Source organism: Sphingomonas sp. ATCC 31555 (assembly GCF_000282895.1).
GTDB lineage: Bacteria > Pseudomonadota > Alphaproteobacteria > Sphingomonadales > Sphingomonadaceae > Sphingomonas.
Map to the genome: position 1 here is coordinate 1 of NZ_ALBQ01000048.1, position 11401 is coordinate 11401.

Sequence of the window (11401 nt, forward strand, 5' to 3'; positions counted from 1 at the left end):
CAGCAGAAGTTGCCACGCAATACGGGTCAGGTCGGACGCTTACGAACAGCCTAGGCCGAACGAGCAATGTCCGCTACTGGGGCGGCAGCTGCCATGGAGGAAAATGGCTGGGAAGCGGACCTAGGACGACATCAGTCTACCGCCTCGATCTCGCGCCGCGGCGATGCTTAATCGCAGACCACAGCGCGAAGGGGAGCGACATGACCGGGATCCAGACCAAGAGCGTTGTGAAAGCCCAGGCGATCGTTGGATAAACTCCCTCCGCCACTGGGGGGAAAGACGGCAGTACTCTGAAGCCTTGGGGGTTGTGGAAGTTTGCGAGCACCAAAAGCACTGGTCCCGTGAATACCCAGATTGCCAGAAGCCGTAGATACCAGTGAGGGTGCATGTCAGACTTCGCCATCTAATCAGCATGCGCCGATAAATATGCGTCCGCTAATGGGCGGGAGCCGACTGAAGGCGCACCTACGCTCGAACCGGAATCCCCGCGGCCGCCAGCGCGGCATGCGCTTCGGCGATGGTCGCCTGGCCGAAGTGGAAGATCGACGCCGCCAGCACCGCAGATGCGTGGCCGTCGCGGATGCCTGCCACCAGATCATCCAGCCCGCCGACGCCGCCCGAGGCGACCACGGGCACCGTCACCTGGTCGGCGATGGTGCGGATCAGGTCGAGGTCATAGCCGTCGCGGGTGCCGTCGCGGTCCATCGAGGTGACGAGCAGCTCGCCCGCGCCCAGTTCGGCGAGGCGCAGCGCGTGTTCGACCGCGTCGATGCCGGTTGCGCGCCGGCCGCCATGGGTGAACACTTCCCAGCGGCCGTCGCCGGTCCGCCGCGCGTCGACCGAGGCGACGACGCATTGGCTGCCCATGCGGTCGGCGATTTCCGCCACCACTTCGGGTCGCGACACCGCGGCGCTGTTCACCGCGACCTTGTCCGCGCCGGCCAGCAGCAGCGCGCGGGCATCCTCGACGCTGCGCACGCCGCCGCCGACGGTGAGCGGCATGAAGCACACCTCGGCGGTGCGGCGCACCACGTCGAGGATCGTGCCGCGCGCTTCGTGGCTGGCGGTGATGTCGAGGAAGCAGAGCTCGTCGGCGCCCGCCGCATCATAGGCGCGGGCCTGCTCGACCGGATCGCCGGCGTCGCGCAGTTCGACGAAGTTGACGCCCTTGACGACGCGGCCGTTCGCCACGTCGAGGCAGGGGATCACACGGGCGCGGACGGTCATCGCCCGGCCTCGATCGCCTCGGCGAGGTCCAGCCGGCCATCATAGAGCGCACGGCCCGAGATCACGCCCTCGATGCCGTCTGCTACATGCTTCCGCAGGGCATGGATGTCGTGGATGTCGGTGACGCCGCCGCTCGCGATCACCGGGATCGAGACGGCGCGGGCGAGCGCCACGGTCGCCTCGACATTGCACCCCTTGAGCAGCCCGTCGCGACCGACATCGGTGAACAGCAGCGCGGCGACGCCGGCATCCTCGAAGCGGCGGGCGAGATCGACGACGCTGACGTCCGACACATCGGCCCAGCCATGCGTTGCGACCATGCCGTCGCGGGCGTCCACCGCGACGACGATCTGGCCGGGATGCGCGCGGGCGGCCTCGCGGACGAGGTCGGGGTTCTCCAGCGCCGCGGTGCCGATCACGACGCGGGTCACGCCCATGTCGAGCCAGCGGCGGATCGATTCGTGGTTCCGGATGCCGCCGCCGAGCTGCACCTTGGCAGGCGTCTTCGCCAGGATGTTGGCGACCGCGAGACCGTTGACCGATTCGCCTGCGAACGCGCCGTCGAGGTCGACGACGTGGAGCCATTCGGCGCCGGCCTCGGCGAACAGCGCGGCCTGGGCGGCGGGGTCGTCGCCATAGACGGTGGCGCGCGCCATATCGCCTTCGGCCAGACGAACGACCTGGCCGGCCTTGAGATCGATGGCGGGGAAGATGTGCAGGGTCATGGGGATCTCAGGGCTTCCAGGCGAGGAATCGTTCGAGCAGCGCGATGCCGTAGCGCTGGCTCTTCTCGGGGTGGAACTGCAGGCCGACGATATTGTCGCGGCCGATCGCGGCGGTCACCGGGCCGCCATGCTCGGTGGTGGCGAGCACCGCGTCGCCGTCGAACGCGAAGCTGTGAAGGAAATAGGCCTCGCCGCGCTCGATCAGCGGGTGGTCGACCGTGGGAACCACATCGTTCCAGCCCATGTGCGGCACGCGGAGTTCCGGACCGGCGGGCAGTTGCCGCACCGTGCCGGGAATCCAGCCTAGCCCGGCATGGCTGCCCAGCTCTTCGCCGGTGGTGGCCAGCAGCTGCATGCCGACGCATACGCCGAGGAAGGGCACGGCGTCTCGCAGCACGCGCGTCTCCAATGCCTCGATCATGCCGGGCAGCGCCCGCAGGCCCGATGCGCAGGCACCGAAGGCGCCAACACCGGGCAGTACTACCCGGTCGGCGCCCAGCACCACCGCCGGGTCCGCGGTCACCGCAATGTCGGCAGCACCCGCCGCCTTCAGCGCATTGTGCACCGAATGGAGATTGCCCGCGCCGTAATCGATCAGCGCGACGCTCACTGCCCGAGCGCTTCCAGCCCCGGTGCGAGGATGCTCGGGGCGACTTCGATGAACGCATATTCCGCCGCACCGGCAGTGGCGAAGGGGTCGCCCGCGGCCCAGGCCTGCACTTCTTCGAGCGAGCCGCGCGCCATGAAGAAGCCGCCGGTCACCGGCACCTTGCGGCCCGCGACCATCAGCCGGCCGTCGGCCACGGCCTGCTTGAGCCACTCGACATGCGCCGGGCGCAGTTCGTCGATCTGGGCGATGTCTACCTTGTAGGTCAGCAGCACGAGGATCATCACAGCACTCCCTTGGTCGACGGGATCACGCCCGCCTTGCGCGGATCGATCTCCACCGCCTCGCGCAGCGCGCGGGCCAGGCCCTTGAAGGCGGCTTCGGCGATATGGTGGTTGTTGCTGCCGTACAAAGTCTCGACGTGCAGCGTCAGCCCCGCGGTCTGGGCGAAGCTGTGGAACCAGTGCTCGAACATCTCGGTGTCCATCTCGCCGAGCTTCTTCTGCGAGAATTCGGTCTTCCACACGAGATAGGGGCGGCCGGAAATGTCGATCGCGACGCGGGTCAGCGTCTCGTCCATCGGCGAGAGCGCATCGGCGTAGCGGCGGATGCCCTTCTTGTCGCCCAGCGCCTTGGCGATCGCCTCGCCGATCGCGAGCCCGGTATCCTCCACCGTGTGGTGCTGGTCGATATGCAGATCGCCCACCGTCTTCACATCCATGTCGATCAGCGAGTGGCGGCTGAGCTGTTCGAGCATGTGATCGAAGAATCCGATGCCCGTGTGGATGGTGTAGACGCCGGTACCGTCGAGATTGACGGTGACGTCGATCGAGGTTTCGCTGGTCTTCCGGCTGATCGTCGCGGTGCGCATGGGGTGCACATAGCGCGGCAAGCGTCGCATGCAATCTTGACCCCAACTTTTCAGCCGCTACCCAGAGGGGCATGACAGGGAATGTGCCCGATAGTTTGATTCCGTACGACGAGATCGTGCAGGAGGCGCTGCGCGCCGTGGTGGGCCGCGTGCTTGGATCGGTGGCGGAGACCGGCGGGCTGCCGGGGGCGCACCATTTCTACATCACCTTCAAGACGCAGGCGCCGGGCGTGGATATCCCCAAGCGGCTGATCGAGCGTTTCCCCGACGAGATGACGATCGTCCTGCAGCACCGCTACTGGGATCTGACGGTCGATTCCAACAAGTTCTCGGTGGGGCTGAGCTTCAACCAGATCCCGTCGATCCTGACGATTCCGTTCTCGGCCATTACCGGGTTCCACGATCCGGCGGTGAACTTCGAACTGCGCTTTCAGGCGCAGGACGGCCCGGAAGGCCCCGAGCCGCACGAGCATGACGATGCCGAGAATGACGGCGGGCCGATCGCCAAGCCGGCCGACGACGGATCGAACGTCGTCTCGGTGGATTTCAAGCGCAAGAAGTGAGGGCGGAGGCAGGCCCGCAGCACTGCTGCCGGCCTGCCCTTCGGATCAGAACGAAAGCCGCGCCCGGCCCAACACGCGGTGCCCCGCGTGGCGGAGATCGGCATAGGGCGACGTAACGACTCGATCCGTGTCGATGTCGGTCCCGATATAATCGACTCCGAGCGTGATCGCTCCCATGGAATGCTCCACACCGACCCGCCAATCCGTATAGTTGCCGGTCGGCCGCAGCCGTGCCGCGCGTGCATCGTCGGTACTGCCTGAGGTACGACCGATCGATCCCAGCACCGTGAACGGCGTGGTGGGGATGCCTACCCGCGCGCCGCCATGCAGATACAGATTGTCGCCGCCGATCGGGCCCTGGTCTGGCGCATAGGCGGCGCCGGCGTTCAGCTGCAGCGGACCGAACGAGAAATTGCCGTCCGCGCCGAGTTCCACATAATCCATGTTCCGTGCCGCGCCGGTGAAAACATGACCGGTGACGAAGCCGCGCAGATTGAGCGCGCCGATGCCGAGGCGATGGCCGACCTCCACGTCGAAAACCGTGTCCGCACCCGCATGGCGGGCGGGCTCGCGCGTCATGGCGACGCGCGCGGAAGCGTCGAAGCCGAGAATGCCGATCGAAGCATCGCCCGACGCGCTCAGCTGGTTCTCGCTCCAGCTCAGGCCGCGGCGGCTTTCATCGGTGGCGAGTTCCACACCGCCCGACACGTTAGGGACAAGCTGTGCCTGTGCCGCGGCAGGCATGGCGAGCGAAAAAAGCGCCGCCGCCCAGCGGCGGCGCGAGTTCAACTTGAATGTCATCCGGTTCTATCGTTTCCCAATCGGTCCAGCTCCGCGCGGAGGCCTTCGGCATCCTGTTGCGCAAGGGCACGGACTTCGCCCTGCACGTCCGTAGTGGCGCGTGCAACGTCGCGGGCGATGGCATCGCGATTGGCGGTGCACCAGCCGGGACGGCTGCCCGAAGCGACGGCCTCACGGCGGAGGCTGCGCTGGAGCACGGTGCCCGCGCTATGCCGGGCGCTGCGATCCAGCAGCAGATCCGCTTCCCAGCGGCAGCGCAGCGTCGAGGGGCGGCCGCCGGGGCCGGCGCTGCCGACCTGGTTGTGGCGGACGTCGATCCGCATCCGATAGTCGGCCTCGACCGGTCCGGCGGCGTGATCGATCCGGATGCTGTGGGCGATCTCCGACACAGGGGGGATCGATAGGGTGGGGGTGCCGAGCAGCATCCCCAAGATCATTGGGATCATAGCTCTTCTCCTGCGGTTGTCCCGGCTGTTTCGCCGGTGACTAGTTTCTGTCTATCCGCCGTCGCCGGCGGGGCAAGTAACCAAGTATTTCCGGCGCGATTGGTTGCAAGCTCGTGCATGAAAGCGGCGGTCGCGGGTTGGTGATCGGGTCTGCCTTTCCTACATCGCTGCCCAGCTTGCAGCGGAGAAAGCCAGTGACCGACACGCGCACCGAAACCGACTCGATCGGCGCGATCGACGTTCCCGCCAGCGCCTATTGGGGCGCCCAGACCCAGCGATCGATCCAGAATTTCCCGTTCGGACCGGAGGAGCGGATGCCGATCGGCATCGTCCATGCCCAGGCGATCGTGAAACAGGCCGCCGCACGCGTAAACGTGAAACACGGGCTCGACCCGAAGATCGCCGAGGTGATCGATCGCGTGGCGCAAGAAGTGATCGACGGCAAGCTGGACGACCAGTTCCCGCTGGTGATCTGGCAGACCGGCAGCGGCACGCAGACCAATATGAACGTCAACGAGGTGATCGCCGGACGCGCCAACGAGATCCTCACCGGGAATCGCGGCGGCAAGAACCCGATCCACCCGAACGACCACGTCAACATGGCGCAGTCGTCGAACGACAGCTTCCCGACCGCACTGCACATCGCCGCGGCGAGGGCGGTGACGCTCGATCTGCTCCCGGCGCTGGAGCGACTGCATGGCGCGCTCGATCGCAAGGCGCGGGAATGGGACCACATCGTCAAGATCGGCCGCACGCACCTGCAGGACGCAACCCCGCTGACGCTGGGCCAGGAATTTTCCGGCTATGTGGCGATGCTCGAATCGGCGCGGGCGCGGTTCCAGAGCGTGCTCGAACTCGACATCTTCAAGCTGGCATTGGGCGGCACGGCAGTGGGGACGGGGCTGAATTCACCGCCGGGCTATGCCGAGGACGTGGCGGCGGAGATCGCCAAGATCACCGGGCTTCCCTTCGTCTCGGCGCCCAACAAGTTCGAGATGCTGGCGACCAAGGACCAGCTGGTGAACCTGTCAGGCGTCTGCAACACGCTGGCCGTCTCGCTCACCAAGATCGCCAACGACATTCGCCTGCTCGGCTCCGGCCCGCGCTCGGGGCTCGGCGAGCTGGAACTGCCGGCGAACGAGCCGGGGAGCTCGATCATGCCGGGCAAGGTCAATCCTACCCAGAGCGAATCGCTGACCATGGTCGCGGCGCAGGTGATCGGCAACCACACCGCGGTCACGGTGGGTGGCATGCAGGGCCATTTTGAGCTCAACGTGTTCAAGCCGCTGATCGGCGCGAACGTGCTGCGCTCGATCACGCTGATGGCGATAGGCATGACCAACTTCGCCGAGCGCGCGGTGGACGGCGCCGTGGCGAACGAGGCGCGGATCAAGGAACTGGTCGACCGCTCGCTGATGCTCGTCACCGCGCTCGCGCCCGCCATCGGCTATGACGCGGCGGCAAAGATCGCCAAGAACGCTCATGAGAAGGGACTTACGCTAAAAGAATCAGGGCTGGCGCTTGGGCTCGTCGACGAAGCGACCTTCGACAGGTTCGTCCGGCCCGAGACGATGATCGGCCGTTGAACGGCTGCGGCCGGCGGTGGGAACGCCGCTGCCCCACTACCGTTCTGGTTGACGAAGGAGAAGACGATGATCGGCAAGGCAATTGCAGGATGGATCGGCAGCCGGATCGACCGGCGCGACGGCGAGGGCGGCGCTCTTGGCGCTGCTGTGGGCGTCGCGACCTGGGAGGTCGCCAAGCGCGTGGTGCCGGCGGCGTTCGTGCTTGGGGCGGGCGCGGTCGGCGCAGCCTATCTGAGGCGCCGGCTGACCACCGAGCATGGTCCCGATACGGGTCTCGGCGCGTGACGCACTGCGGCACCCGGGCTTGACGGCTCGGGTGCCGCTACGCCAAAGGCCCGCATGGCCCATACGCACCAGAACGACCCGCATGGATTCCATCGCCGCGGGGTTTTGTTTGTCCTTTCCTCGCCCTCGGGCGCGGGCAAGTCGACCATCGCCCGCAAGCTGCTGGCGGCTGAGCCCGATCTCGCCGTCTCCGTATCGGTAACGACGCGCGAGCCGCGACCGGGCGAGGTCAATGGGGTCGACTATACGTTCGTCGGCGTCGAGCGGTTCCGCGAGATGGTGGCGCAGCATCATTTCATCGAATGGGCACACGTCTTCAAGCATCGTTATGGCACCCCCAAGGGGCCGGTCGATGCGGTGCTCGCCACCGGCCGCGATATGCTGTTCGATATCGACTGGCAGGGCGCGCAGCAGCTGCACCAGACGATGGGCGGCGACGTGGTGCGCGTGTTCATCCTGCCGCCGTCGATGGCCGAGCTGCATCGCCGCCTGGAAGGCCGCGGTACCGACACCGATGACGTGATCGCCCACCGCATGGCGCGCGCCGCCAACGAAGTGAGCCATTGGGACGGCTATGACTATGTCCTGGTCAACGACGATGCGGACAAGTGCTTCGAAGCAGTGCACACCATCCTGAAAGCCGAGCGGCTGAAGCGGTCGCGCCAGACCGGGCTGATCGGCTTCATCCGCGGCCTGATGAAGCGCGGCGATCCGACCGGAGAAGCCGACGTCCTCTGAGCTGGCTTAGAGCAAGCCGAGGAACCGTGCTCCGGCATCGAAGTCCGCCCGGCGGGCTTCCCGTGCCCTCGTGGCGAGGTCGTCCTCGCCCCATTGTTCGGCCTGCCAATCCTCGTCGAGTTGGGCGGCGCGCCATACCGTCTCGCGATCGGCCGCACCTTCCAGCAGCGCCAGCGCCGCGACGAGCGATCCGCTGATCGTCACCAGCGGGTTCAGCGCCGCGAGCCGGAACGGATCGAGCGCGGCGACCACCTCGTTCAGCCGAATGATCGTCGCTGCGGGCTGAGGGCGGTGCATGATTCCGGCGGTCGTCTCGAAGTGCACGTCATAGCGGGTGCGGGCCCAATCGAGCAGCGGGTCCCAGTGCGCGGCCTGGCGTTCGACCAGCGGCTCGGGCAGCTCGGCACGGTAGCAGAGCAGGTCGCTCTCGCCATAGCGGGCGAGGTCCGCCGCGAAGGGGACGGGATCGGGGGCGATCTGATCGATCGCGGCGTTGGCGAGGCCAGTCAGCGGCATCGTACGCGGATCAATTTCCTCGCCCACGCTCCGCCATTCCTCGGCCACCGCCTCGGCAAGCTGCGGCGTCGGAAGCGCGAGGAGCGCGCGGGCGGGAGTACGGACCGGGCGGCCGTCGAGCTCGACCGCACCATCGACGATCGCAACCGTTTTCCAGAAACGTTTCATGCTTCGGGGGGTGTCCTCCAGCGGCGGGCGAGCATTTTCGGGATCACCGCCATGACCCACAGCGAGGCGAGCAGCAGCGTGCCGCCTAGCATGGTCAATTCGGTCGTCTGGGCGCGGCCGGCGATCAGCAGGCCGAGCACCGCGCCGGCGACGCCGACGCAATTGGCGCCCATCATCAGGAAATAGCGATTCCTCGCGACGCGATCGGCTTCGGTCACAACGCCTCCAGTCACAGGGCCTCCAGATGCGCCGGAATCGCCGACGCATGCTCCACGACCCGCACCGCGCCGGCCGCGTGCAGATCATGGGGAGTGTGGTATCCCCATGCAACACCCAAGGGGTGCGCGCGCGCGGCGACGGCCATCGCCATGTCGAAGCTGGTGTCGCCGATCATCACCGTGGTTTCCGGGCTCGCCCCCGCTTCGGCGATGGCGGCTTCGATCATCGACGGGTGCGGCTTGGACGGATGCCGGTCCGCGGTCTGCAGCGTGACGAAGCGCTGGCGCAGGCCGTGCGCCTCCAGCACGCGGATCAGGCCGCGATCGGACTTGCCGGTGGCGACGCCGAGCAGCCAGCCGTTCGCGTCCAGCGCCTCGATCGCCTCGACGATGCCCTCGTAGAGCGGCTCGTCCTCGATATGGCCGGCGGTGCGCAGGGCGAAATATGCCTGCTTATACTCTTCCGCCAGATGGCGGTGGAGATCGTCCTCCGCCTCCGGCAGCAGATTGGCGATCGCTTCGACCAGGCTCAGGCCGACGATGCGGCGGATCGCATCGCGGGCAGGGGGCTCGAGCTTCTGGCCCGCGAAGCAATGCTCCATGGCGAGGCAGATACTCGCCTGACTGTCGACCAGCGTGCCGTCGCAATCGAACAGGGCGAGGCGGTTCATGCGGCCGCACCCACCATAGGATCGTCATTCCGGCGAACGCCGGGATCCATCCGCCACTCGGTCGCAGAAAGAGCCGTGACGGTGGCCCCAATCGATCCCGGCTTTCGCCGGGATGACGAATAACGGCAGGGCAAGCGCACGCTTACTTCTTCTCCCCCCGGCCCCGGCGTTCGCCGCGGCGTTCCTTGCGGTAGGTCTTGGCGTGCGCCTTGGCCTTCTGCTTGAGCAGTTCCCTGCTCATCGGCGGGGGGCCATCGTCGATCTCGATCGCATTGCCCACCGCCAGGTCGAAGCCAAGCGTGTGCATCGATTCGGCGAAATGGTGCGGCAGCTCGGCGCGGACGTCGATGCGGCCACCATCGGGATGGTCGATGCGGATGCGGCGGGCATGGAGGTGCATCTTGCGACTGATGCCGCCGGTGAGGAACGCCTCCTGCAGCCCGTATTTGCCGTCGCCGACGATCGGGTGGCCGATCGCCGCCATGTGGACGCGCAGCTGGTGGGTGCGGCCGGTGAACGGCTGGAGCTCGACCCAGGCGCAGCGATTGCCCGCCTGTTCGATCACCCGGTAGCGGGTGCGGGCGGGGGAGCCTTCTTCCATATCGACCTGCATCTTCTCGCCGCCGGTGCCCGGCTGCTTGCCGATCGGCAGTTCGATGAAACCGTCCTCGATGTCCGGCACGCCCATCACCAGCGCCCAGTAGATCTTCCGGGCGGTGCGGCTGGAGAAGCTCTTCGAGAAGAACGCCGCCGCGCGGGCCGAGCGGGCGATCAGCAGCGCGCCCGAGGTATCCTTGTCGAGCCGGTGGACCAGCTTGGGGCGGCCCTCCGCCTCGAACTGCAGCGCGTCGAGCAGGCCGTCGACATGCTCGAACGTCTTGGTGCCGCCCTGGGTCGCGAGGCCCGGCGGCTTGTTGAGCACGATCGCCTGGGCGTCGCGGTGGATCACCATGGACTGCGCCAACTCGGTCTGTTCGGCGCTGAGCGGCGGGCGGTTCGACTTAGGGCGAGCCGCGGCGGCGGGCTTGGCCGGCTCGGCGGGAGGCACGCGGATCGTCTGGCCCTCTGCGATGCGGTCGCCGGGCTGGGCCCGCGATCCGTCGACGCGGAGCTGCCCGGTACGCGCCCAGCGCGACACCAGGTTGAAGCTCACGTCCGGCAGATGGCGCTTGAACCAGCGATCCAGCCGGATGCCGTCATCATCCATACCGACGACGAACTGGCGGACATCGTGCTCGCCGCTCATGCCGTCACCGCCCGGGCGAGGTGCATGCCGATGGCGAGAGCGCCGATCGCGCCGACCACCGAGGCGAGGACATAGCCGAGCGCGGTCATGACATCGCCGCGCTCGATCATCGCGAAAGTTTCGAGCGAGAAGGAGGAAAAGGTGGTGAAGCCGCCGAGCACGCCAACGCCGAGCAGCAGCCGCGCCTGTTCGGCCTGGGGACCGAAGCGGAGCAGGCTGGCGCCGAGCAGCCCCATCAGGAAACCGCCGACGATGTTGACGGCGAGGGTCCCCCAGGGAAAGGCCGGACCGAGCAAGGCGACGCCGGCGCGGCCAACGCCGTAGCGGGCCGCGGAGCCGATGGCACCGCCGAGCATCACGAGAAAGAGATTGGGCATGCTGGGCCCCTAGCGCGGATTGGGGAAAAGGGGAAGTTGCGGGCGCTCCGGCGCCGGGAGGGCGCGCGAAGTTTAGGAAGTTTAGGATCGTACGCGATTTGCGTTAGCCGGTGCCCTGGAGGGCAAAGGGCGCATTCAGCGGCGACGCAGCATTGCGCCGCGCGTAGGTATAAGGTGGCCAACGGGATCAAGGAGCGAGTGCCGTGCGGCGGCATCTGATCAGTACAAATAGGGAACGATTTGGTTCGTGCAAGGCGGGCGCAGCCATGTTGCTTAAGCCAGAAGCGGCGATCGGGTACGCATGTCCGAAGGTGGTGGTTAGCCGCCGTTCCGTTGTTGGGTTATAGGGCCGAATG

At 67.1% G+C, this 11401-nt stretch carries 16 protein-coding genes; 4 read left to right on the top strand and 12 right to left on the bottom strand.

Annotated elements, in window-relative coordinates; translation table 11 throughout:
- Positions 1-465: 465 nt before the first annotated feature.
- From hisF to hisB, 5 genes are read right to left on the bottom strand one after another with little or no spacing between them, the layout of a single operon-like run.
- Positions 466-1227 carry an imidazole glycerol phosphate synthase subunit HisF gene (gene hisF / locus B215_RS0117115; RefSeq protein WP_019370870.1) on the bottom strand — a complete coding sequence of 254 codons (762 nt, stop codon included), beginning with the start codon at positions 1225-1227 and terminating at the stop codon, positions 466-468.
- Entirely contained in the window at positions 1224-1952 is a 729-nt protein-coding gene (gene hisA, locus B215_RS0117120) for a 1-(5-phosphoribosyl)-5-[(5-phosphoribosylamino)methylideneamino]imidazole-4-carboxamide isomerase (RefSeq protein WP_019370871.1), read from the bottom strand. Before hisA ends, hisF begins: the two co-directional genes overlap by 4 nt.
- A gap of 7 nt (positions 1953-1959) precedes the next feature.
- Complete coding sequence (hisH, locus tag B215_RS0117125) at positions 1960-2562, bottom strand: imidazole glycerol phosphate synthase subunit HisH (RefSeq protein WP_019370872.1); 603 nt, start codon at positions 2560-2562, stop codon at positions 1960-1962.
- The gene (locus tag B215_RS0117130) at positions 2559-2843 is read right to left on the bottom strand and encodes a YciI family protein (protein WP_019370873.1); all 285 of its coding nucleotides are present in this window, start codon (positions 2841-2843) and stop codon (positions 2559-2561) included. Before B215_RS0117130 ends, hisH begins: the two co-directional genes overlap by 4 nt.
- Positions 2843-3430, bottom strand: a complete 588-nt coding sequence (gene hisB, locus B215_RS0117135; RefSeq protein ID WP_010544373.1) for an imidazoleglycerol-phosphate dehydratase HisB — start codon at positions 3428-3430, stop codon at positions 2843-2845. The genes B215_RS0117130 and hisB overlap by 1 nt, the downstream gene beginning before the upstream one ends.
- A gap of 71 nt (positions 3431-3501) precedes the next feature.
- Here hisB and B215_RS0117140 point away from each other — a divergent pair, with 71 nt between their 5' ends.
- Entirely contained in the window at positions 3502-3993 is a 492-nt protein-coding gene (locus B215_RS0117140; protein ID WP_019370874.1) for an SspB family protein, read from the top strand.
- A 45-nt stretch (positions 3994-4038) separates the two neighbouring features.
- Here the strand turns inward: B215_RS0117140 and B215_RS0117145 are convergent, their stop codons facing one another.
- Both B215_RS0117145 and B215_RS0117150 read right to left on the bottom strand, forming a co-directional pair.
- Positions 4039-4794: a TorF family putative porin gene (locus B215_RS0117145; RefSeq protein ID WP_019370875.1), complete on the bottom strand. Its 756-nt coding sequence runs from the start codon at positions 4792-4794 to the stop codon at positions 4039-4041.
- Positions 4791-5240, bottom strand: a complete 450-nt coding sequence (locus tag B215_RS0117150) for a hypothetical protein (protein WP_037514100.1) — start codon at positions 5238-5240, stop codon at positions 4791-4793. Before B215_RS0117150 ends, B215_RS0117145 begins: the two co-directional genes overlap by 4 nt.
- Before the next feature lie 194 nt (positions 5241-5434).
- Here B215_RS0117150 and fumC point away from each other — a divergent pair, with 194 nt between their 5' ends.
- The 3 genes from fumC (at position 5435) to gmk (ending at position 7849) form a co-directional block, all read left to right on the top strand.
- A complete protein-coding gene (gene fumC / locus B215_RS0117155) occupies positions 5435-6826 on the top strand; it encodes a class II fumarate hydratase (protein ID WP_019370877.1) in 1392 nt (463 codons plus the stop codon).
- A 66-nt stretch (positions 6827-6892) separates the two neighbouring features.
- Positions 6893-7111, top strand: a complete 219-nt coding sequence (locus B215_RS0117160; RefSeq protein WP_037514104.1) for a hypothetical protein — start codon at positions 6893-6895, stop codon at positions 7109-7111.
- A gap of 54 nt (positions 7112-7165) precedes the next feature.
- Complete coding sequence (gmk, locus tag B215_RS0117165) at positions 7166-7849, top strand: guanylate kinase (RefSeq protein ID WP_019370879.1); 684 nt, start codon at positions 7166-7168, stop codon at positions 7847-7849.
- A gap of 6 nt (positions 7850-7855) precedes the next feature.
- Here the strand turns inward: gmk and B215_RS0117170 are convergent, their stop codons facing one another.
- The 5 genes from B215_RS0117170 to crcB all read right to left on the bottom strand — a co-directional run bounded on the left by B215_RS0117170 (position 7856) and on the right by crcB (position 11045).
- Entirely contained in the window at positions 7856-8533 is a 678-nt protein-coding gene (locus B215_RS0117170) for an ATP12 family chaperone protein (protein ID WP_019370880.1), read from the bottom strand.
- The gene (locus B215_RS0117175; RefSeq protein ID WP_019370881.1) at positions 8530-8751 is read right to left on the bottom strand and encodes a hypothetical protein; all 222 of its coding nucleotides are present in this window, start codon (positions 8749-8751) and stop codon (positions 8530-8532) included. Before B215_RS0117175 ends, B215_RS0117170 begins: the two co-directional genes overlap by 4 nt.
- Before the next feature lie 11 nt (positions 8752-8762).
- Positions 8763-9422, bottom strand: coding sequence for an HAD-IA family hydrolase (locus B215_RS0117180; RefSeq protein WP_019370882.1), 660 nt, complete (start codon positions 9420-9422; stop codon positions 8763-8765).
- Between the two features lie 142 nt (positions 9423-9564).
- A complete protein-coding gene (locus B215_RS0117185; protein WP_019370883.1) occupies positions 9565-10668 on the bottom strand; it encodes an RluA family pseudouridine synthase in 1104 nt (367 codons plus the stop codon).
- Positions 10665-11045 carry a fluoride efflux transporter CrcB gene (gene crcB / locus B215_RS0117190; RefSeq protein WP_019370884.1) on the bottom strand — a complete coding sequence of 127 codons (381 nt, stop codon included), beginning with the start codon at positions 11043-11045 and terminating at the stop codon, positions 10665-10667. The genes B215_RS0117185 and crcB overlap by 4 nt, the downstream gene beginning before the upstream one ends.
- Between the last annotated feature and the right edge of the window lie 356 nt (positions 11046-11401).